The 21,237-nt window shown below is 74.1% G+C and carries 15 protein-coding genes and 1 pseudogene; 10 read left to right on the top strand and 6 right to left on the bottom strand.

Annotated elements, in window-relative coordinates; genetic code table 11:
• The first annotated feature begins 35 nt into the window (after nucleotides 1-35).
• The 4 genes from ACLQ22_RS23860 (at nucleotide 36) to ACLQ22_RS23845 (ending at nucleotide 2,848) form a co-directional block, all read left to right on the top strand.
• Entirely contained in the window at nucleotides 36-530 is a 495-nt protein-coding gene (locus tag ACLQ22_RS23860) for a SigE family RNA polymerase sigma factor (RefSeq protein WP_425694267.1), read from the top strand.
• On the top strand, nucleotides 527-1,579 hold the full coding sequence (locus ACLQ22_RS23855) for a hypothetical protein (RefSeq protein ID WP_425694266.1): 1,053 nt from the start codon (nucleotides 527-529) through the stop codon (nucleotides 1,577-1,579). Before ACLQ22_RS23860 ends, ACLQ22_RS23855 begins: the two co-directional genes overlap by 4 nt.
• A gap of 66 nt (nucleotides 1,580-1,645) precedes the next feature.
• Nucleotides 1,646-1,972: a hypothetical protein gene (locus tag ACLQ22_RS23850; RefSeq protein ID WP_357723595.1), complete on the top strand. Its 327-nt coding sequence runs from the start codon at nucleotides 1,646-1,648 to the stop codon at nucleotides 1,970-1,972.
• 66 nt (nucleotides 1,973-2,038) lie between these two features.
• Nucleotides 2,039-2,848, top strand: a complete 810-nt coding sequence (locus ACLQ22_RS23845) for an alpha/beta hydrolase (RefSeq protein WP_334605541.1) — start codon at nucleotides 2,039-2,041, stop codon at nucleotides 2,846-2,848.
• Nucleotides 2,849-2,921: 73 nt separating this feature from the next.
• Here the strand turns inward: ACLQ22_RS23845 and ACLQ22_RS23840 are convergent, their stop codons facing one another.
• The 5 genes from ACLQ22_RS23840 to mce all read right to left on the bottom strand — a co-directional run bounded on the left by ACLQ22_RS23840 (nucleotide 2,922) and on the right by mce (nucleotide 10,736).
• Nucleotides 2,922-4,238: an AI-2E family transporter gene (locus tag ACLQ22_RS23840; RefSeq protein ID WP_425694265.1), complete on the bottom strand. Its 1,317-nt coding sequence runs from the start codon at nucleotides 4,236-4,238 to the stop codon at nucleotides 2,922-2,924.
• Nucleotides 4,239-4,596: 358 nt separating this feature from the next.
• Nucleotides 4,597-6,885 (bottom strand): hypothetical protein, encoded by a 2,289-nt coding sequence (locus tag ACLQ22_RS23835; RefSeq protein ID WP_425694264.1) that lies wholly within the window; start codon nucleotides 6,883-6,885, stop codon nucleotides 4,597-4,599.
• A gap of 184 nt (nucleotides 6,886-7,069) precedes the next feature.
• Nucleotides 7,070-8,332 (bottom strand): cell division protein DivIVA, encoded by a 1,263-nt coding sequence (locus tag ACLQ22_RS23830; RefSeq protein WP_425694263.1) that lies wholly within the window; start codon nucleotides 8,330-8,332, stop codon nucleotides 7,070-7,072.
• Between the two features lie 288 nt (nucleotides 8,333-8,620).
• Complete coding sequence (ccrA, locus tag ACLQ22_RS23825; protein ID WP_425694262.1) at nucleotides 8,621-9,976, bottom strand: crotonyl-CoA carboxylase/reductase; 1,356 nt, start codon at nucleotides 9,974-9,976, stop codon at nucleotides 8,621-8,623.
• A 286-nt stretch (nucleotides 9,977-10,262) separates the two neighbouring features.
• Nucleotides 10,263-10,736 (bottom strand): methylmalonyl-CoA epimerase, encoded by a 474-nt coding sequence (gene mce / locus ACLQ22_RS23820; protein WP_425694261.1) that lies wholly within the window; start codon nucleotides 10,734-10,736, stop codon nucleotides 10,263-10,265.
• Between the two features lie 61 nt (nucleotides 10,737-10,797).
• Between mce and ACLQ22_RS23815 the strand changes: the two genes are divergently transcribed.
• From ACLQ22_RS23815 to ACLQ22_RS23790, 6 genes and pseudogenes are all read left to right on the top strand, one after another.
• Nucleotides 10,798-11,997, top strand: a complete 1,200-nt coding sequence (locus ACLQ22_RS23815; RefSeq protein ID WP_425694260.1) for an acetyl-CoA C-acetyltransferase — start codon at nucleotides 10,798-10,800, stop codon at nucleotides 11,995-11,997.
• A 102-nt stretch (nucleotides 11,998-12,099) separates the two neighbouring features.
• Entirely contained in the window at nucleotides 12,100-13,035 is a 936-nt protein-coding gene (meaB, locus tag ACLQ22_RS23810; protein ID WP_425694283.1) for a methylmalonyl Co-A mutase-associated GTPase MeaB, read from the top strand.
• 74 nt (nucleotides 13,036-13,109) lie between these two features.
• Complete coding sequence (locus ACLQ22_RS23805) at nucleotides 13,110-13,523, top strand: Asp23/Gls24 family envelope stress response protein (RefSeq protein WP_425694259.1); 414 nt, start codon at nucleotides 13,110-13,112, stop codon at nucleotides 13,521-13,523.
• 108 nt (nucleotides 13,524-13,631) lie between these two features.
• Entirely contained in the window at nucleotides 13,632-15,320 is a 1,689-nt protein-coding gene (locus ACLQ22_RS23800) for an acyl-CoA mutase large subunit family protein (RefSeq protein WP_425694258.1), read from the top strand.
• A 223-nt stretch (nucleotides 15,321-15,543) separates the two neighbouring features.
• Nucleotides 15,544-16,461, top strand: a complete 918-nt coding sequence (locus ACLQ22_RS23795) for a tetratricopeptide repeat protein (RefSeq protein ID WP_366644265.1) — start codon at nucleotides 15,544-15,546, stop codon at nucleotides 16,459-16,461.
• Nucleotides 16,462-16,548: 87 nt separating this feature from the next.
• Nucleotides 16,549-17,700 (top strand): annotated as a pseudogene (locus ACLQ22_RS23790) (arginase family protein); the annotation flags it as partial.
• A gap of 1,390 nt (nucleotides 17,701-19,090) precedes the next feature.
• On the opposite strand, the gene ACLQ22_RS23785 reads toward ACLQ22_RS23790, so the two are convergent.
• On the bottom strand, nucleotides 19,091-21,052 hold the full coding sequence (locus ACLQ22_RS23785) for a penicillin-binding transpeptidase domain-containing protein (protein ID WP_425694257.1): 1,962 nt from the start codon (nucleotides 21,050-21,052) through the stop codon (nucleotides 19,091-19,093).
• Nucleotides 21,053-21,237 lie beyond the last annotated feature (185 nt).

Genomic DNA, 21,237 nt, shown 5'->3' with positions numbered 1-21,237 from the left:
TCAACACCTCGGGCCGGTGACGGCGTCTGGGTGGTGTGACCTTCGAGGAGTACGTCAGCAGCCGAGGTCCCGCCCTGATGCGGCTGGCCCGGCTGCTGACGGGGGACGAGCATCGCGCCGAGGACCTCACCCAGGACGTCCTGGCCCGCGCGTACGTGCACTGGCGGAGGATCGCCAGGGCGGACCGGCCGGACGTGTACGTGCGCCGGATGCTGGTCAACGCCAACAACTCCTGGTGGCGCCGGCGCACGAACCGCGAACTGGCCGTCGCCGACTTCGCGGAACGCCCGCAGCACGGCGACCTGAGCGGCGAGACGGCCGACCGGGACGCGATGTGGCGGCTCGTCCTCGCGCTGCCGGTCCGCCAGCGGGCGGTGCTCGTGCTGCGCTACTACGAGGACCTCGACGACGCGACCATCGCCCAGATCCTCGGCTGCTCGCCGGTCACCGTCCGCACCCACGCCATGCGGGCGCTCACAAATCTCCGGGAGCGCTGCGGCGTCCCGACGACGAACGGGAGCCGACCGTGACCGACCTCGACCAGCGGATCGTACGGACGCTGCGGGAGCGCGCCGAGGGAACGGTCGACACGGACCGGCTCACCGCGCGGGCGGTGGCCCGGGGGCGTGTCCGTCGCCGACGCCGCCGCATCGGCGCGGGCAGCGCGCTGGGGGTCGTGGCCGTGCTCGGGTTCGCCGGCGCCGGCGCTCTCGGGCCGGTGCCCGGACCACGGTGGCCGGGCGCCGAGCCGGCGGTCGCCGTCGCCGCGCCGGCCCGGGTGCACGGGGTACCCGGCGCCGCCGCCCAGCCCGACCTTGTCGGCAGCGACCCGCATCTGCTGCACTTCACGGTCGACCCGGCCCGGGCCCGCTGGCTCACCTGGCAGTCCGTCGCCGGGGCGGAGGGCGCCCGCCTCGATCTCGGCGGTGGCCGGCAGGTCGCGTTCGACCTTGCCCGGACAGCCGAGGCGGTGGAGGACATGCGCCACGAGGGGATGACCTACCCGGCCGCGCCGGCGGGCGCCGATGCCTTCGACGGCCAGGTGCGGCAGGTGCCCTCGCCCGGGCCCGGCGCGCAGCCCGGGTGGTTCCTACGCTGGCAGCCGGTCCCCGGGCTGTACGCGCGGGTCTACACGGTGGCCGACGACGGTTCGGTGCTGCGGACGGCACGGTCGGCGCTGCGCCTCGACGCGGTACACCGGTGCGCGTCCCCGCTGCGGCTGGGCGTGCTGCCGCCGGACGCCGGGCTCGCGGGCTGTGAGGTGAACGCGATCGGCTTCCCGGATTCGCTCGACGTCCTGCTGCGCGTCACCCGGCCCGGGGAGCGCTGGATGCAGGTGCGGTTGCAGTACCACAGCGAGATGGCCGGCAGCCGCGCCGAAGGAAACCGGACGATCGGCGGCCGGGCGGCCTACCTCTACCCGAAGGGGGACGAGCTGGAACTGCTCGGCTTCCCGAAGGCGCACCTGACGGCCCGCTTCGGCTGGCCGAGCCAGGGCTTCACCGAGGCGGACGCCGCCGTCGTGCTGGGCGGGGCGCAGGTCGCCCCGGACCTCACCGACCCGCGAACCTGGGACTGACCGGAGTCGGGGGCCGGCCCGCCCGCCCCGGGTCGGCCCCGCCGCCGGCACGTACGCTTGGCAAGCGTGAGCCCCCGTCGCAACCGACCCCGCCGCGATGACGCCGCGCACCTCGACTCCGACCGGGTCCGCCAAGGCGTCGCCTCGGTGCAGCAGTGGCGCGACGGCGACTGGCAGGTACGCGGGATCAGCGGCGGCGCCTCCACCAAGACGTACCGCTGTCCGGGCTGCGACCAGGAGATCCGGCCCGGGGTGGCGCACCTGGTGGCGTGGCCGGCGGACGGGCGGGGCGACCTGACCGACCGGCGGCACTGGCACAGCGGGTGCTGGCGGGCCCGGGACCGGCGCGGGCCGGTCGTCCAGCGCGGTCGCGGCGCTCCCCGCTACGGCTGAGCGATCTGGATCACGCTGTTTCCGCCCCGCCCGGCGGTTCCCGGCCGCACCGGCGAGACTGGTGGGGTGAGCACACCGATCCGCGCGTCCTCCATCCTGCCCGGGCACCGCGAGGACATCGAGCTGCACACCGCGGACGGTCTGCGGCTGGTCGGCGAGCTGGCCCGGCCGCTGGACCGTGAGCCGGTGGGCACCCTCGTCTGCCTGCACCCGCTGCCGACGCACGGCGGGATGATGGACAGCCACGTGTTCCGCAAGGCGGCGTGGCGGCTGCCGGCCCTGGCCGACCTGGCGGTGCTCCGCTTCAACACCCGGGGGACCAGCAGCCTGCGCGGCACCAGCGAGGGGGCCTTCGACAACGCGGTCGGCGAGCGCTTCGACGTCGCCGCCGCCATCGAGTACGCCGAGTTCCACGAGCTGCCGAACGTCTGGCTGCTCGGCTGGTCGTTCGGCACCGACCTGACCCTCAAGTACGGCTGCGACCCGGCCGTTGTCGGGGCGATCCTGCTCTCCCCGCCGCTGCGCTTCTCCGCCCCGGCGGACCTGGAGCACTGGGCGGAGTCCGGCAAGCCGCTGACCGCGCTGGTGCCCGAGTTCGACGACTACCTGCGACCCGACGAGGCCCGGGAGCGCTTCGCGGCGGTGCCGCAGGCCGAGGTGGTCGGGGTGCCCGGCGCTAAGCACCTCTGGGTCGGCGACGCCGAGACCGTGCTGGACGAGGTGGTCCGCCGGGTCAACCCGGCCGCCGCCGTGCCGCTGCCGACCACCTGGGACGGCCCGATGGAGACCGGCGACGTCAGCGCGTACGCCGACCGCACGGTGGCCTCCTTCGCGGACCGCCCGGTGCCCGGCCCGCCCGCCGGCCAGGCCGGCTGACCCACCCTCCGCCCCGCGCTCCCGTCGCGGACCAGACCGACCGGTCCACCGCGACCGACCGGGCCGGGCGGGGTCAGCGGGACTCCTGCCGGGGCAGGACCACCTCCCGCAGGATGAGCTGGAGCGCGGCCACCGCCGGGATCGCGATCAGCGCGCCCACCACCCCCAGCAGGGAGACCCCGAGCAGGGCGGCCACCAGGGCGGCCACCTCGTTGACCGATACCGACCGGCGCATGATCTTGGGATAGATCAGGTAGTTCTCCACCTGCTGGTAGATCAGGAAGAACACCGCACAGGCGATGCCGATCGGCAGGTCCGTGGCGAAACCGACCAGGCTGACGATCACCGCGCCCAGGGTCGCGCCGATCTGCGGGATCAGGTCCGTCACCGCGACCACCACGGCCAGCGCGAACGGGTACGGCAGCCCGACGATCAGTGCGAACACGTACGTGGAGATCCCGGCCAGCACCGCGATGCTGAGCGCGCCGACCATGTACGCGCCCACCTTGGTCAGGATCTCGTCCCCGATGAGCTGCACCCGCTCCCGGCGCGAGCGGGGCACCAGCGAGTAGCCCAGGTCGCGCAGCCGGTCGAAGTAGGCCAGGAAGTAGATGGTCAGCACCAGCACGGTCAGCCCCCGGAAGACCGTGCCGAAGACCAGCTGGGCGCCGCCGAGCACCCCGCCGAGGGCCTGCCCGACCGTGTTCGCGTTCGCCGCGTTCTGCAACCGCTCCATCAGGTCGTACCGGACCACCAGGTCGTTGACCGTCTCGTTGCGGCGCAACGCCTCCAGGTAGCTGGGCAGCTGCTCGATGAACTGCCCGCTCTGGGTGACGATCGGCGGCACCAGGGCGAACACGCCACCGCAGAGCAGCAGCACGACCGTCAGCGCGACCACCGCCACGGCGATCCCGTGCGGCAGCCCCCAGGACCGCAACCGGACCACCGCGGGATGCAGGCCGACGGCGAGGAAGAGCGCGATGACCACCAGGACCAGGATGCCGGCCGCGTTGCGCAGGCCCAGATAGAGGGCGTACGCGAGCAGCACCCCGGCCGCGCCGGTGAAGCCGACCAGGAAGCTGCTGCGCTTCAGCGGCCGCCCCGGCGTGCCGAACCGGCCCGATCCGTTCGCCGCCGGCCCGCCGCCGCCCGCCGTGCCCGTCGTGCCCGTCGTGCCCGTTGTGTGCGTCGTGTCCGTCGTCCTGTCGGCCTGTTCGGGAGCGGCGGCGTGCTCCGGCGCGGTGGTGTGCCCGGGCGAGGTGGTGTGTTCGGGCGAGGCGGCGTGCTCCGGCGCGGTGGCGTGCTCCGGCTTCCGGTTCCTGTCGGCCGGTCCGGGGGCGCTGCCGGGCTCCCGGTCGCCGCTCGGCGCCGTCAGTCCGTCGTCTGCCATCGGACCTCCCTGATCGACTCCCGCTGGACGGCCCGATCACGGCTCACGTCGGCGGATCCCACCCGGGAGCGTACGCTGCAGGCCCACCCCGACCTGTCGCCCGACCCGACGTGTCGCCCGGCCCGACCGTGTCGCCCGACCCGACCCGACCGACTTGGCCGTGCCACCGGGACCTGGCCGTGCCACCCGGACCGGACCGTGTCGCCGGGCCCGACCCGCGCCACCGGGACCGCCCACCGCCGCCCCTCCGCGCCCTTTGGGTGCGGGCAGGGTCGAGTCCTGAGATCTTGGAAAGGGACGGCCCCTGGAGGGGCCCGATTCTTCCAAGATCTGCCAGGCGACCGGGGCGGTGGAGCGGTCAGTCCTTCTCCACGACGACCTTGCTCGGCTTGGCGCTGCGCTCGTCGGTGGTCGGCTTCGCCGGGCGCTTGCCGTTCTCGCCGGTGCTGGTGATCTTCGTCGGGGTGGCGTCCCGGCCCCCTTCGCCGGGCACCGCCGCCACGGTCGGCTCCCCGTCCACGCCGGCACTGGCCGTGCCCCCGTCGACGGTGGTCACGGTGGCCTTGCCGTTGGCCGGCCGCCCGGCGTCGGCCGGCTCGATCCGGCCCTTGGCCGGCTGCCCGGCGTCCTCCGGCTCCACCTTGCCGGCGGCGGGCTTGCCGCCCGAGGGGGACCCGGCCGCCGCGGAGCCCGTCGCCCCGGCCGCGCCGACCGGGGCCTTGTCCGGGGAGCCCGCTCCCGCCGGGGTCTTGTCCGCAGTGGCCGCGCCCGCAGTGGCCGCGCCTGCTCCCGACGGGGCAGTGGCCGCGCCCGCAGTGGCCGCGCCCGTGCCCGCTTCCGCCAGGGCCTTGTCCGTCGCGTCCGCTCCCGCCGAGGGCTTGTCGGCCGGGGACTTGTCCGCGTCGGGGCGGGGCCTGCCGCCGTTCGCCGTGGCCGGCGTCGGCTTGCCGTCCGCCACCACCGGGGCGACGGCGCCGTCCGTCCCGCCCGGCCGGTCGGCCGCGCCGAGCAGGCCCAACCGCAGCTCCGCCACCTGCCGCTGGAGCTCGTCGGACTCCTGCCGGGACTTCCAGGTCTCCTGCCGCAGGTCGGCCAGCTCCTGCTGGGCCTGGGCGATCTCCAGCATCACCTGGGCGAGCTGCTGACGGCTGGCGGCGGCCTCCTGCTGCGTGGCGGCGAGGTGCTGCTGGGTGGTGGCCAGGTGCTGCTGCGTCGTGGCCGCGTACTCCTCGAACTGCCGGCGCGACGTCGCCACGTGCTCGTCGGCCTTGCGGCGCTTGTCGGTCGCCTCCGACTCGGCCCGGCCGAGCAGCGCCGCGGCCTCCTCCTCGGCCTGCCGGCGCATCGTCAGCGCGTCCTGCTCGGCGGCCTGGCGGACGGCGGCGGCACCCTGCTCGATCTCGTTCTTCCGGGCGGTGTACTCCGCCTCCAGCGTGGCGCGGCGCGCCTCGAACCCGGACTCCAGCTCGTCGTGCCGGCTCGTGTGCTGCTTCTCCAGCTCGGCGAGCCGGGTCTTGTACTGCTGTTCCAGCTCCTCGCGGCGCTTGGTGAACTCCTGCTCGGCCGCCGCGCGGCGCTGGGTCAGCTCGCGGTCCGCGGCCTCGCGCCGGCTGTTGACCTCCTGCTCCACCCCGGCCCGCCAGGCGCCGAGCTCCTGCTGCGTCTGGGCCCTGGCGTGCTGCACGTACGCCTCGGTCTCGGTGCGCATCCGCTGCACGTACGCCTCGGTCTCGGCGCGGTTGCGCTTGGCCGTCTCGGCCGCCTGGGTGGTCAGCCGCTCCGCCTCCTGGCGGGCCTTCTCCCGGGTGGCCCGGCCGGCGTCGGCGGCGTCGTCGATGATCTGCTTGGCGTCGCGCTGCGCCTTGGCGTGGGTGGCCCGGCCCGCCTCGGTGGCCTGGTCGACCAGGCGCCTGGACTCCTGTTGGGCCTTGGCGTGCACCTCCTTGGCGGCCTCGCGCAGCTGGGTGGCCTCCTGCTGCGCCTTGGCGTGCACCTCCTTGGCGGCCTCGCGCAGCTTGGTCGCCTCCTGCTGGGCCCGGTGGTGGATCTCCTTGGCAGCGTCCCGCAGCTGGGTGGCCTCCTGCTGGGCCTTCGCCAGCGCCTCCTGGGCGGCCTTGCGGAGCCGGGCGGCCTCGTCCTTGGCCGTCCGGACGGCGGCGTCCGCCTCGGCCTTGCGGGCCGCGGTGTGCCGCTCCTCCTCCGTCCGGCGGGCGGCCAGCGCGATCTCGAAGTCCTTGAGGGCGGTGGCGGCCTGCTCGCGGGCCTCCTCGACGATGTGCTCGGCGGCCGCCCGGCGAGCCTCGATCTCCTCGTTGGCGGCGCCCAGGATCGCGTCGGCCTGCTCCTCGGCGAGGGTGAGGATCTGCTCCACCCGCGGGCCGAGGTGCCGGTAGGAGACGTTCTCGAGCCCCCCGGACGACTTGCGCGCCTGGGCGAGGTCGCGTTGGAGCACCTCGACCTGGCCGGCCAGCTTGTGGATCTGTGTGTAGGCCTGTTCCCGCTCGGCCGCCAAGGCCGCGATCTCGTGCTCCGCGCGAGCGACGTACCGGTCGACCTGTCGTTTCTCGTACCCCCGCAGAGCGGACTCGAAGCTGGGCTCCGTGGTCACGTCCCCGCCGAGAGCGAACAGTTCCTCGCCGTGCGACATGCCCCCATCCTCACACGCAACCCGTCCGGCTGGGGCGATACGGACGCCCCGGATAGGACCTACTTCACTACTGACACGCCCGGGCAATTCGCTTTACGGGAAAACGCATACGGCGCGGGGCGCACCGGTCACCCGGTGTCACCCCGCGCCGCGGATCATGCCCCGGTCGGGTGGGTCGGTTGGGTCAGTTGGCGGTCTCCGCGGCCACCCGCTCGTCGGCGTTGTCGGCCTTCTTCGCCTCCGGCTTGGCCTGTGCGGCCGGCGGCTGGGCGGGCACGCCCGGCACGATGCCGGCGAGGCCGGAGAGCATCTGGCCGAGCTGCGAGGTGACGGCGTCCTTCTGCCGGGTGAGGTCCTCGACCTCGCGGCGGGCCGCCTGGGTGGTCAGCTCGGCCTCGGTGCGGGCCTCGGTGAGCAGGCGGTTCGCCTCGGCCTTCGCCTCGGTGAGCGTCTTGTCGGCCAGCGCCTTGGCCTTGTCGACCGTCTCGTTGGCGGTGCGCTCCGACTCGACCCGGCGGGCCTCGGCGCGCTGCTCGATCTCCTTGGCCCGCTCCTGCGCGGCGTGCGCCCGCTGCTCGGCCTCGCCGACCAGCTTCTGGGTCTGGGCGACCTGCGCGGCGTGCCGCTCGGACTCCTCGCGCTCGGCCTTCTCCCGGCGCTCGGCGAGCTGGAGCTCCAAGGCCTGGAGGTCCTTGTCGCGCTTGTCGCGGGCGTCGGTGAGCAGCTTGGTCGCCTCGGCGCGCTTCTCCTCGGCCTCGCGGGCGGCCTTCGCCCGCTGCTGGGTGATCTCCCGCTCGGCGGTGGCCCGCAGGGTGGCGACCTCGCGCTCGACGGTGGACTTCAGCTCGGCGACCTCGTGGGCGGTGACCGTGCGCAGCTGCTTGGTCTCCCGGTCGGCGTCGGCGCGCAGCGTGTCGGCCTCGCGCCGGGCCTGGACGCGGACCTCGGCGGCCTCGCGCTCGGCGGCGGTGCGGACGCTGCCCGCCTCCCGCTCGGCGTTGGCCTTCATGGCCGCCGCCTCGGCGCGCGCCTTGTCGGTGATCTCGCGCGCCTCGAGGCGGGCGGCGGAGAGGATGCCCTCCGACTCCCGCTTGGCCTCGTTGCGGTGGTCGTTGGCCTGCTCCTCGGCCAGCCGGAGGATCTGCTCGACGCGGGTGCCGAGGCCCGAGAGGGTGGGCCGGCTGTTCTCCTCGAGCTGCTTGTTGGTGTCGGCGAGCTTCTGCTCCAGCGCGCTCATGCGCTGCTCGGCCTGGCGCAGGCGGCGCTGGGCGTCGTTCATCCGCTGCTCGGCCTCGGCGCGGGCCTGCTCGGACTGGGTCAGCGCGGCCGTCATCCGGCCGATGAAGTCATCGACCTGGTGGGTGTTGTAGCCGCGCAGGCCAACGGTGAAATCGGGCTGCGAGTTCGCGTTATCGAAGAACGCAAGAGGGGAGGACTGCTGGGGCATTGGGACATACTCGCAGACCCCCCAGGGTGCTTCGCAAGAGCGGTGCCGAGCTTTCGTGTCCTCTTTACATGGTCAACTGCGGGTCCGCCGATGGCCGGACAGATCGCCGATCTTGGCAGGTCCCGGGCGGGTCGGACGGCACGGAGCGTGACATCGGAAAAGGGCCGCGGGAGCACCCCGCGGCCCTTTGTCGTGTCATGGCGCGGGTCACTCGAATGAGCGTCCGACGGCCCGGCGGAAAGGCAATCGCCGTTCACCGCAATGGTCGACGGCGCCTCATCCGTCGGGTCAGTGACCGCGGAACCGGTTGATCGCGTCCTCGTGCCGGGAGCGCAGCTCGCGGTCGCGTACGCCGAGCCCGTCCGACGGGGCGAGGCAGCGGACGCCCACCTTGCCCTGGTGCGCGTTGCGGTGCACCTCATACGCGGCCTGGCCGGTCTGCTCCAGCGCGTAGGTCTTGGACACCGTGGGGTGGATCCTGCCCAGCGCCACCAGCCGGTTGGCCTCCCACGCCTCCCGGTAGTTGGCGAAGTGGCTGCCGACGATCCGCTTGAGGTGCATCCAGAGGTAGCGGTTGTCGTACTGGTGCTGGAAACCGCTGGTGGAGGCGCAGGTGACGATGGTGCCGCCGCGCTTGGCCACGTAGACGCTCGCACCGAAGGTCTCCCGGCCCGGGTGCTCGAAGACGATGTCCGGGTCATCGCCGCCGGTCAGCTCCCGGATCCGCTCGCCGAAGCGCCGCCACTCGTCCTGGTCCTGGGTCTGCTCGTCCTTCCAGAACCGGAATCCCTCGGCGGCCCGGTCGATGACCAGCTCGGCGCCCATCCGCCGGCACAGCTCCGCCTTGTCAGGGGAGGAGACCACGCAGACCGGGATCGCCCCGCCGTTGAGCGCCATCTGGGTGGCGTAGCCGCCCAGGCCGCCGGAGGCGCCCCAGATCAGCACCACGTCGCCCTGCTTCATGTTCGCCCCGTGGTGCGACACCAGCTGCCGGTACGCGGTCGAGTTGACCAGCCCGGGGCTGGCCGCCTCCTCCCAGCTCAGGTGGCGCGGCTTGGGCATCAGCTGGTTGGCCTTGACCACGCACAGCTCGGCGAGGCCGCCGAAGTTGGTCTCGAAGCCCCAGATCCGCTGCTGCGGGTCCAGCATGGTGTCGTCGTGCCCGGCCGCGTCCTCCAGCTCGACGGAGAGGCAGTGCGCGACGACCTCGTCGCCGGCCTTCCACCGGGTCACGCCGGACCCGGTGCGCAGCACCACGCCGGCCGCGTCCGAGCCCACCACGTGGTACGGCAGGTCGTGCCGGCGGGTCAGCTCCGAGATCCGGCCGTAGCGCTGGAGGAACTTGAAGGTCGGCAGCGGCTCGAAGATGCTGGTCCAGACCGTGTTGTAGTTGATCGCGCTCGCCATCACCGCGACCAGCGCCTCGCCCGGCCCGAGCTCCGGCGTCGGCACCTCCTGCACGTGCAGCGCCTTGCGCGGGTCCTTGTCCCGGGTGGCCAGGCCGTCGAACATCCGGGTCTCGTCGGCGCGCACCACCACGCCGCGGTACGACTCGGGTACCGGCAGGCCGGCGATTCCGGCGAGCTCCCGTTCCGGTTGGTCGGATCCCTCCGCCGCCATGATCGCTTCGAGGATGTCCTGCACGTCGACCTCCCGTTCGTCCGCACCCCGCCCACGCGGGCCTGGGTGCTGCCATCGTCGGCGTCGGTGCGGCGCACCGCCATGTCGGTGTCCGACACATCCGGTACCGGCCGCGCTCCTGTGGGGCGGGACGTTACTGAACAGTAGGTAGGGCCGGAAGTCCTCTGTGAAAAACTGCATTGGACGATGCGTGGTGCTGTCCGGGCGGCGGTGGAACCACGCACCGGCGCGCTCGGCGGGGGGAGTGGGCTCCGGCCCCCGCCCGGTCGGCGGGGGCCGGAGGTGGGGGTCAGTGCCCGGCGGCGGGCTCGACGAGTTCGACCAGCACCCCGCCGGCGTCCTTCGGGTGGACGAAGTTGACCCGCGAGTTGGCGGTGCCGCGCTTCGGGGTGTCGTAGAGCAGCTTCACGCCCCGCTCGCGCAGCTTCGCGCAGGCGGCGTCGATGTCCTCGACGGTGTACGCCACCTGCTGCACGCCCGGGCCCTTCTTGTCGAGGAACTTGGCGATGGTCGACTCCGGGGTCAGCGGGGCGAGCAGCTGCACGCAGCCGCCCTCGGCGTCCGGGCCGACGGCGAGCATCGCCTCGCGTACGCCCTGTTCGGCGTTCACCTCGGTGTGCACGCAGCGCATCCCGAAGGTGCGCTGGTAGAAGTCGATCGCGGCGTCCAGGTCGGCGACGGCGACCCCGACGTGGTCGATGCGGCGCAGGCCGATGTCTGTGACATAGTCGGCAGCGGTCTCGGCGGGGGAGTTCTCAGCCATGGCGTTAGTCTGACCGAACAATCGTTAAGGCGTACAGGTCGGCACCCCCTCGGAGGCAGGCATGGCTTCGGTGATCGTCAGCGGCGCGCGGACCCCGATGGGGCGCCTGCTGGGCAACCTCAAGGACCTCCCGGCGACCAAACTCGGCGGCGTGGCGATCAAGGCGGCGCTGGAGCGCGCCGGCGTCGCCCCCGACCAGGTCCAGTACGTGATCATGGGGCAGGTGCTCCAGGCCGGCGCCGGGCAGATCCCGGCCCGCCAGGCGGCGGTCGAGGCCGGCATCCCGATGTCCGTGCCGGCGCTGACCGTCAACAAGGTCTGCCTCTCCGGCCTGGACGCGATCGCCCTGGCCGACCAGCTGATCCGCGCCGGCGAGTTCGACATCGTCGTCGCCGGCGGCATGGAGTCGATGACCAACGCCCCGCACCTGCTGCTCGGCCAGCGCGGCGGCTACAAGTACGGCGACGTGGTGGTCAAGGACCACATGGCGCTCGACGGGCTCACCGACGCCTGGGACAGCTGCGCGATGGGCGAGTCCACCGAGCGGCACAACGGACGGCACGGCATCACCCGCGAGGAGCAGGACGCGTTCGCCGCGGCCAGCCACCAGCGGGCCGCCGCCGCGCAGAAGAACGGCCACTTCGCCGACGAGATCACCCCGGTGGTCATCCCGCAGCGCAAGGGCGACCCGCTGGTGATCAGCGAGGACGAGGGGATCCGCCCGGACACCACCGTCGAGTCGCTGGCGAAGCTGCGCCCGGCGTTCGCCAAGGACGGCACGATCACCGCCGGCACCTCCTCGCCGATCTCCGACGGCGCCGCCGCGGTGGTCGTCATGAGCAAGGCCAAGGCCAAGGAGCTGGGGCTGACCTGGCTGGCCGAGATCGGCGCGCACGGCAACGTCGCGGGCCCGGACAACTCCCTGCACTCGCAGCCGTCCAACGCGATCCAGCACGCGCTCAAGAAGGGCGGGCTCGGCATCGAGGACCTGGACCTCATCGAGATCAACGAGGCGTTCGCCCAGGTCGGCATCCAGTCCACCCGTGACCTCGGGGTCAGCCCGGACAAGGTCAACGTCAACGGCGGGGCGATCGCGCTGGGCCACCCCATCGGCATGTCCGGCGCCCGGCTGGTGCTCACCCTCGCGCTGGAGCTCAAGCGCCGGGGCGGCGGCACGGGCGCGGCGGCGCTCTGCGGCGGCGGCGGCCAGGGCGACGCTCTGATCATCCACGTCCCGGCCCCCGGCGAGAGCGGTCACTGACCGTCGGCCGGCCGATCCCGTAGAGGCAGCACAGTGAGCGAGATCGTCGACGACGTCCCGGCGGCGGGCGCACCCCCGGTGCGCCGCAGCCGGGACGTGCCGATGCTGGTCGAGCGGGCCCGCGCGGGTGATCCCCGCGCGGTGGCCCGGCTGATCACCCTGGTCGAGTCGGGCGACGAGACGCTGCCGCGCATCGCGGCGGCCCTCGCGCCGTACGCCGGCCAGGCCCAGGTGGTCGGGCTGACCGGCTCGCCCGGGGTGGGCAAGTCGACCACCACCAACGAGCTGGTCCGGGCGCTGCGCGCCCGTGGTCACCGGGTGGGCGTGCTGGCCATCGACCCGTCCAGCCCGTTCACGGGCGGGGCGATCCTCGGCGACCGGGTCCGGATGCAGGACCACGCCACCGACCCGGGCGTCTACATCCGGTCGATGTCGAGCCGGGGCCACCTGGGCGGGCTGTCGGCGGCCACGCCGCAGGCGGTGCGGGTGCTGGAGGGCGCCGGCTGCGACGTGGTGCTGGTGGAGACCGTGGGCGTCGGGCAGGCCGAGGTGGAGGTCGCCTCGCTGGCCGACACCACGCTGGTGCTGCTCGCCCCGGGCATGGGTGACGCGATCCAGGCGGTCAAGGCCGGCATCCTGGAGATCGCCGACGTCTTCGTGGTCAACAAGGCCGACCGGGACGGCGTCGACGCCACCTACCGCGACATCCAGGGCATGATCGCCCTGGGCGAGCGTGGCCCGGGCCAGTGGCGGCCGCAGGTGGTGCGCGCGATCGCCTCCCGGGGCGAGGGGATCGACGACATCGCCGCCGCCATCGACAAGCACCGTGGCTGGCTGGTCGAGCACGGCGAGCTGCGCCGCCGCCAGGAGACGCGGGCCGCCGCCGAGGTCGAGGCGATCGCGCTGGGCGTGCTCCGCGCCCGGATCGGCTCCCTGCGCGACGGTACGGAGCTGCCGGCGCTCGCCGCGAAGGTGGCCGAGGGCACCCTCGACCCGTACGCGGCGGCCGACGAGCTGCTCGCCCAACTCGGCTCCTGAGGGACACCCCGAGCTAGTACGCTCGCACCGCTCCACGGTCGGCGTGGGGCGGTGCGCGGCGGAGTGGGGAGACGATGGGCGACGAGGCGACGCAGGAGCTGTCGGTGACGCCGGACGCGGTGCCGGGCGGGACGACGCTCGTCTCCGACGAGGTGGTGGAGAAGATCGCGGTGGCCGCCGCGCGGTCCGTGCCCGGGGTGGTCGAGCTGGGCGGGGACGTGGCCCGGTTCTTCAACGCGGTGCTCGACAAGGTCGGCCTCGACCAGGTCGGCGACGCCCGGCGCGGCTGCTCGGCCCACGTCACGAACGGCGCGGCGGTGGTCAACCTGGTCATCGTGATCGAGGCCGGCCGCGCGGTGCCGCAGGTGACCGCCGAGGTCCGGGCGCAGGTCGCCGGGGCGGTCGAGGCGTACGGGCTGCGGGTCGACGAGGTCAACATCAGGGTCGACGACGTGGCCCTGGGCGGTTCCGCCGAGCCCGCCGCGTGACGCGCCCGGCGGCGCAGGTTACCTGCCGGTACGAACTTACTTAGCGATCGTTCAGGTCTGGGCTCTACACTCGCAGTGCAGTCGAGGACTCGAGGAGGAGCCCCGCCGATGAACGCCGACGAGATCGCCGCCGGACGGGCACGCTGGCAGGCCCGCTACGACGCCGCGCGCAAGCGGGACGCCGACTTCACCACGCTCTCCGGGATGCCCGTCGACCCGGTCTACGGGCCGCCGGAGGGTGTCGCCTACCCGGGCTTCGAGCGCATCGGCTGGCCGGGCGAGTACCCGTACACCCGGGGCCTCTACCCGACCGGCTACCGCGGGCGGACCTGGACGATCCGGCAGTTCGCCGGCTTCGGCAACGCGCAGCAGACCAACGAGCGCTACAAGATGATCCTGGGCGCCGGCGGCGGGGGCCTCTCCGTCGCCTTCGACATGCCCACGCTGATGGGCCGGGACTCCGACGACCCGCAGGCGCTCGGCGAGGTGGGGCACTGCGGCGTCGCCATCGACACCGCCGCCGACATGGAGGCCCTCTTCGACGGCATCGACCTGGCCGGGGTCACCACGTCGATGACCATCTCCGGGCCGGCCGTGCCGGTGTTCTGCATGTACCTGGTGGCCGCCGAGCGGCAGGGCGCCGACCTGTCCAAGCTGGACGGCACGCTGCAGACGGACATCTTCAAGGAGTACATCGCGCAGAAGGAGTGGCTCTTCGACCCGGAGCCGCACCTGCGCCTGATCGGCGACCTGATGGAGTACTGCGCCCGGGAGATCCCGCGCTACAAGCCGCTCTCGGTCTCCGGCTACCACATCCGCGAGGCCGGCTCGACCGCAGCGCAGGAGCTGGCGTACACCCTCGCCGACGGGTTCGGCTACGTCGAGCTGGGGCTCTCCCGGGGGCTGGACGTCAACGTCTTCGCGCCCGGCCTGAGCTTCTTCTTCGACTCGCACGTCGACTTCTTCGAGGAGATCGCCAAGTTCCGGGCCGCCCGCCGGATCTGGGCCCGCTGGCTGCGCGACGTCTACGGCGCGACCAGCGAGAAGGCGCTCTGGCTGCGGTTCCACACGCAGACCGCCGGGGTGTCGCTGACCGCCCAGCAGCCGGTCAACAACGTGGTGCGTACCGCCGTGGAGGCACTCGCGGCGGTGCTCGGCGGCACCAACTCGCTGCACACCAACGCCCTGGACGAGACCCTGGCGCTGCCCACCGACGAGTCCGCCGAGATCGCCCTGCGTACCCAGCAGGTGCTGATGGAGGAGACCGGGGTGACAAACGTGGCGGACCCGCTGGGCGGGTCCTGGTACGTCGAGGCGCTCACCGACAAGATCGAGGCCGAGGCGGAGGAGATCTTCGCCCGGATCCGGCAGCTCGGCGGCGAGGGCCCGCACCGGATCGGCCCGATGACCTCCGGCATCCTGCGCGGCATCGAGGACGGCTGGTTCACCGGCCACATCGCCGAGTCCGCCTTCGTCTACCAGCAGGCGCTGGAGAAGGGCGACAAGCGGATCGTCGGCGTCAACTGCCACACCGGCACGGTCGCCAAGGACCTGGAGATCCTGCGCATCTCCCACGAGGTGGAGCTGGAGCAGCGCCGGGTGCTCGCCGAGCGGAAGGCCGGCCGCGACGAGGCCGCCGTCAAGGCCGCGATCGAGCGGATGGTCGCCGTCGGCCGGACCGACGGCAACATGATCCCGGCCATGCTGGACGCCGTACGCGCGGAGGCCACCCTCGGCGAGATCTGCGACGCCCTGCGCGCCGAGTGGGGCGTCTACCGCGAACCCGCCCGCTTCTGACCCCCGTTCCCCGACCCGGATCCCGCATCCGCGATCCCGCACCTCGTGTCCCGGCGGACGCCGCGACAGGCCTCGTACCGAGGACCGAGGTGCGGGATCGCGGCGTGCCGGGCGGGATGGTCGGGCAGGGGCGCGGGGAAGGGCGGGAGCAGCCGTGACAGTCGCAACTGTCGCCGTCGCGGTTGATCTGAGTTCGGCGGGTCGCGTGCGAGACTAGGTAACCATGAGCGACCCACGGATCACCTCGTCGATCTTCACCCGCGGCGCGGTCGACCTCAGCGCGCTGCGCACCCCCGCACCGGCCCCCGCCCGCCCCGCCACCCCGGCACAGTCCGCCCCCTCCGCCGAGTTTCCCGGCAGCGCCGGTGGCGGCGTCGCCGTCATCGACGTGAGCGAGGCGACATTCCAGTCCGAGGTTCTCGAGCGCTCGCTCACCACACCGGTGATCGTGGACTTCTGGGCCGAGTGGTGCGAGCCGTGCAAGCAGCTGAGCCCCGTGCTGGAGCGGCTGGCCGCCGAGGGCGGCGGCGCCTGGGTGCTCGCCAAGGTCGACGTGGACGCCAACCCGCGGATCGCCCAGATGTTCCGCGTACAGGGCATCCCGATGGTCTACGCGGTGGTCGGCGGCCAGCCGATCGACGCCTTCTCCGGAGTGGTGCCCGAGGCGCAGCTTCGGCAGTGGATCCAGGCGGTACTCAAGGCCGGTGGCGTGAGCGTCGCCGAGCCGGAGGACCCGCGCCTCGACGAGGCCGACGACGCCCTGATGAGCGGCGACCTCGACGCGGCCGAGCGGGCGTACCGCAAGATCCTCGCCGAGTCGCCCGCGGACGCCGCGGCGGAGGCGGGCCTCGCCCAGGTCGGGCTCGCCCGCCGGGTGGCCGGGGCCGACCCGGGCGCGGCGATCGCCGCCGCCCAGGCGAACCCCGACGACGTCGAGGCCCAGCTCCTGGCCGCCGACATCGAGGTGCTCAGCGGTCAGGCCGAGGCGGCGTACGCCCGCCTGGTGGGCCTGGTCCGCCGCACCGCCGGTGACGAGCGGGAGAAGGTACGCCAGCACCTGGTCAGCCTCTTCACGGTCGCCGGCCCGGAGGACCCTGCGGTCGCCTCGGCGCGCCGGGCCCTCGCCAGCGCCCTGTTCTGAGCACCACGCCCTGTTTGTGAGCACGTAGCACGCCAGCGCGGGCCGGCGTTCCGGCCGGCCCGCCCGACACCTCGAGGACGGGAGCCCATGATGCGCCGGATCGCCGTCCTCGACGCGCCCAGCAACCTCGGCCTGCGCCCACCCACGTCCACCTCGGTCCCCGGTTGCGGCAAGGCCCCGGGCGCGCTGCGCGACCAGGGGCTGCTCGCCCGGCTGCGGGCCCGCGACGCCGGCTGCCTCACCGCGCCCCGCTACGACCCCGGCGACTGGCGACCGGGTGACGGGGTCTGCCACGCCCGGGAGATCGCCGACTACTCGGTGGCGCTCGCGGAGCGGATCGGCGCCATCATCGACCGCAGCGAGTTCCCGCTGGTGCTCGGCGGCGACTGCTCCATCCTGCTCGGCTCGGCGCTGGCCATGCACCGGCTCGGCGAGGCGGTCGGCGGGCGCATCGGGCTGGTCTTCGTCGACGGCCACTCCGACTTCCGGCACCCCGGCAACGCCTCCTACGTGGGCGCGGCGGCCGGCGAGGACCTCGCGCTGGTCACCGGGCGGGGGCAGGCCGACCTGGCCGCCATCGAGGGGCGCCGGCCGTACTTCCGGGACATCGACGTGGTGGTGCTCGGCATCCGGGCGCAGGACGAGTACCGCCTGGACCTCCAGGCCGCCGGGATCACCACCCGGCCGGTGCCGGCGCTGCGCGCCGAGGGCGCCGCGCGTACGGCCCAGTGGGCGCACGAGCAACTCGCCGACTGCGCCGGCTACTGGGTGCACATCGACGTGGACGTGCTGGACCCGGCCGTGATGCCGGCCGTCGACGCCCCCGACCCGGGCGGCATCGCCTTCGCCGAGTTGGAGATCCTGCTCGCCGGCCTCGTCGACACCCCGCACTGCCTCGGCGTCGAGCTGACCGTCTTCGACCCCGACTACGACCCGGACGGCGCGTACGCGGCCGAGATCGTCAACACCGTGGTGGCCGGGTTGCGCCCGGTCTCCGCGCCGACGGCGTTGCCGCCCCGACTGCTGCCGGGCCCGTCGGCGTCGGCCGCCTCGTCCGGGCCGTCCCGGTCGGCCGCCCCCACCAGGCCCTCCGCGTCCGCTGCCCCGACCGTGCCGTCGCCGTCTGCCGCCCCCGGCGTGCCCTCGGCGTCCGCCGCCCCCGGCGTGCCCTCGGCGTCTGCCGCCCCGACCGTGCCGTCTGCCGCCCCCGGCGTACCGTCGACGTCTGCCGCTTCGGCCGCGCCCTCGGCGTCTGCCGCCCCCGGCGGGTTCTCGGCGTCTGCCGAGTCGGCTGTGCCCTCGGTCTCGGCCGTGCCCTCGGTCTCGGCTGTGCCCCCGGTCTCGGCCGTGCCCTCGGCGCGGCGGAGCAACGGCCGTCCCGAGGTCCCGGTCATGCACTCGTCGGCCTCCGCCCCGGCGCTCGTTCCCGCCCTCGTTCCAGGAAGCGACGGCGACGACCGGCACCCCGGCGGCGGCGAGGAACGTGCCGAGGGTGCTCCGCCAGCCCCGCTCCGGCCGCTCGGGCCGGTGGCCCCGGTCGCAGTCGCCTCCGACGGTCCCGCCGTGCCGGAACCCGTCGGCCCGCCCGCCTCCGCCGGCCCGGGCCTGCTACGCCGGGCGCCGCTCGCGGGCCTGAACCCGGGCGACCCGCTGCCCGCGCCCGAGGACGGCCCCTCGTCGTCCGCCGCCGGCATCGCCTGACTCCCTGTCGAGCTGCCCCATCTGTGCGCCCACCTGCCGAGTCCGTCGTGGCGGGCGGGGCTGGCGGCATGTGCCTGGGCCGGGACGAGGGAGGGACGGTCGAGGCCGGGTCGGTGCGCCGTCGAGGCCGGCGGGCCTGTCGAGGCCGGCGGGCCGGGGCGGGCGGCTAGTGGGACGTGCCGGGGCGGGGCGGGGCGAGGCAGAGGCGGTTGAGGTAGGGCCGATGCGCCTGCCGAGTCCGATGATGCGCCTGCCCACCGCCATCGTGACCCCGACCAGGACCGTCGAGTCCGATCGGAGCGGGGCGGCTGGTGGAATGTGCCCGGATTGGTCGGGGCAGAGGCGGTTGAGCTAGGGCCGGTGCGCCTGTCGGGTCCGATTCGGGCGGTCGGTGGCACCCAGGCCCACCGGTGGAACGTCATGGTTGTCACCGGCGGGGTTTGACAGCCGTGACGTTCCACCGGTGGATGGCTGGACGTGCGCCGGACCGCGTCGGCGCCTGCCCCGTCTGTAGGGGCAGCTCGACAGCGTCGGACTGGTTGGGTGGGACCGCGCGCCCGCCGGGGCCGCCGCAACGGCACAGGCGCTCGCCCTCGCCGTCGCCGTCGCCGTCGCCGTCGCCGTCGAGTATCGGACGACGGCGGTGCTGCCGGCGGACCTCGATCCGCAGCTGTCCCCCCTGGCGGTGCTGGACCTGTGCCGACCAGGACGTGGCCGGGTGAACCGCGAAGCGACGGTGCCGACGGTGCCCGATGCGGACCGCGCCGGATGCCGACCACACGGGGGGCGCGGACGGTGTCTGGTGCCGACGCCGCTGGGTGCGGACGCCGCCGGGTTGTGGACGGTGTCGGCTGCCGATCCCGCCGGGCGCGGAGGGCGCCGCGGCTGCTGACGGGGGTCGTACGTCTAGGTGCCGATGCGGGACTGGTCAGCGGGAGAGGGCGCGGAGGAAGCGTTCGGCGGCCGGGACGGCGGTGGCGGTGCTGGCTCCGCCCTTCTCGACGAAGACCGCGAACGCGACGTCGCCCTGCCAGCCGACGAACCAGGCGTGCGTGTGCGCCGGGTTGTCGTCGTACTCGGCGGTGCCCGTCTTGCCGTGCACCGGCGCGCCCGGCACGTCCCGCAGCGCGCTGCCGGAGCCGGCCGTGACCACCTCCCGCATCATCGCCCGGACCCCCTCGACCGACTCCGGCTTGAGCTGCGGGCCGGGGGTGGCGGGCTGGGCCGGGGCGGGGTCGAGCACCAGCTTCGGCTGCTCGAAGCGACCCCGGGCGACCGCCGCGGTGGCCGACGCCATGGCCAGCGGGCTGACCAGCGTGGTGCCCTGCCCGATGGCGGCGGCGGCCTGCTCGGTCGCCCCGCCGTTCGCCGAGACCTTGCCGGTGAAGGCGTCGAGGCCGACGTCCCACTGCCCCTCCAGCCCGAGGGAACGGCCGGTCGCGGCCAGCCCGTCGGGGCCGAGCTTCGGCGCCAACGCGGCGAACGCGGTGTTGCAGGACTTGGCGAAGTCCGTGCGGAAGGGCACCGGACCCAGCGCGAAGTTGTCGGAGTTCTTGAACGGCCTGCCGTCGACGGTGAACGTCTTCGGGCAGTCCACCGTCGCGTCCGGCGTGACCGCACCCCGGTCGAGCAGGCCGAGCGCGCTGACCATCTTGAAGGTGGAGCCCGGCGGGACCTGGGCGGTGAAGGCCAGGTTCTCCCCGGCCCCGCCGGGACCGTTGGCCGCGGCGAGCACCGTGCCGTCGCTGATCCGCACCGCCACCAGCGCCGCCCGGCGCTTCTCGCCGCGCAGGGCGGTGTCGGCCGCGTTCTGGGTGGCCACGTCGAGCGTGGTCTTCACCGGCTGCCCCGGCTTCGGCTCGCTGCGGAACACCTCGGTGCCGGTGGGCACCAGCGTGCCGTCCGGCCCGGGGCGCTCGGTGATCACGGTCAGCCCCGGCACGCCGCGTAGCCGCTCGTCGTGGCGGCCCTGGAGTCCGCCGTGGCCGACCAGGTCGCCGGCCTCGTAGCGGTCGGGGTGCTGGGCGAGGTCGTCGGCCTGGGCCGGGTCGACGGAGCCGAGCACCGCCCGGGCGAACTCCCGGGTGGGTGCCAGGTCGAGCTTGTCGCTGCGGAACTTGGTGCCCGGCAGGTCGTAGATGCGCGGTTTGATCTGCCGGTACGCCTCCTCCCGCAGCGTCACCACCTCGACGAACGCGCCCGGATCCGCGTCGGCGAGCCGCTTGGGCAGCCCGGAGAGGTCCACCGGAGGGGTGATCGCCGGCCGGATCGCCCGGAAGGCCGAAGCCAGCTTCCGGGTCAGGCCCGGGAGGTCGGTGACCTCGCTCGGTTGAAGCCCGACCCGCACCACCGGCCGGGGCGCCACGATCGGCCGGCCGGCGGCGTCGAGCACCGCGGCCCGGGTGGCGGTGTCGCGGCGCAGCCCCAGCCGGTCGCCCCGGGTGAGCTGCTCCTGCACCACCTGCGGCTCCCAGATCACCCGCCACTCCTCGCCGCCCCGGCTGAGCCGCACCGGACGCTCGTACGCCCAGCGGGTCTGGCCCGGGAGGGCCCAGTCGACCTTGACCACCGCGGTCGCGACGTCCTTGGTCACCTTCGCCTCGCCCCGGCGGGTCAGCGTCGGCGGCGTGGCCGCCAGCTCGCCGGAGAGCTCCTTGAGCTCGCGGGCGACGTCGGCCGCCGGCACCTTGGCGCCGGTCGGGTCGACGAAGCCGACGGCCTGGAGGTTGCCCGAGCGCCAACCGGCCAGGAACGCGTCGACGCTGCGCTCCGGCCCGTCACCGCCCGAGCACGCGGTGAGGGCGCCGGCCGCGAGCGTGGTCGCGGCGAGCAGCGCCAGCGACGGGCGGAGCCGGTTGCGGCGGGGGCGGCGGGGGTAGGACAGGCGCATGGAGCAGCTCTCCGATCTCGGAACTGCCCTGCACGCTAGTACGGCGGCGCCGTCCGCACCGTCCCCCCGCACCGGGACGTGCGGAAAGAGAGCCGTCGCCCGGGTGATGAACGACTGGTGGCGGGGTACTCCCGAACCGGCCAACCTCGTACCCGCAACGGGTGAAAGGACGAAGTCCGGAACCG

The organism is Micromonospora sp. DT178, from assembly GCF_049841695.1.
Taxonomy (GTDB): Bacteria; Actinomycetota; Actinomycetes; order Mycobacteriales; family Micromonosporaceae; genus Micromonospora.
The sequence above is the reverse complement of the archived record's forward strand: the minus strand, read 5'-3'. Positions and strand labels throughout refer to the sequence as shown.

Coding starts and splice junctions, on each gene's coding strand:
- mce (WP_425694261.1), bottom strand. CDS start 10,736: ATGGCTGAGAACTCCCCCGCCGAGACCGCTGCCGACTATGTCACAGAC.
- ACLQ22_RS23800 (WP_425694258.1), top strand. CDS start 13,632: ATGAACGCCGACGAGATCGCCGCCGGACGGGCACGCTGGCAGGCCCGC.
- ACLQ22_RS23795 (WP_366644265.1), top strand. CDS start 15,544: ATGAGCGACCCACGGATCACCTCGTCGATCTTCACCCGCGGCGCGGTC.
- ACLQ22_RS23840 (WP_425694265.1), bottom strand. CDS start 4,238: ATGGCAGACGACGGACTGACGGCGCCGAGCGGCGACCGGGAGCCCGGC.
- meaB (WP_425694283.1), top strand. CDS start 12,100: ATGCTGGTCGAGCGGGCCCGCGCGGGTGATCCCCGCGCGGTGGCCCGG.
- ACLQ22_RS23805 (WP_425694259.1), top strand. CDS start 13,110: ATGGGCGACGAGGCGACGCAGGAGCTGTCGGTGACGCCGGACGCGGTG.
- ACLQ22_RS23815 (WP_425694260.1), top strand. CDS start 10,798: ATGGCTTCGGTGATCGTCAGCGGCGCGCGGACCCCGATGGGGCGCCTG.
- ACLQ22_RS23835 (WP_425694264.1), bottom strand. CDS start 6,885: ATGTCGCACGGCGAGGAACTGTTCGCTCTCGGCGGGGACGTGACCACG.
- ACLQ22_RS23785 (WP_425694257.1), bottom strand. CDS start 21,052: ATGCGCCTGTCCTACCCCCGCCGCCCCCGCCGCAACCGGCTCCGCCCG.
- ACLQ22_RS23830 (WP_425694263.1), bottom strand. CDS start 8,332: ATGCCCCAGCAGTCCTCCCCTCTTGCGTTCTTCGATAACGCGAACTCG.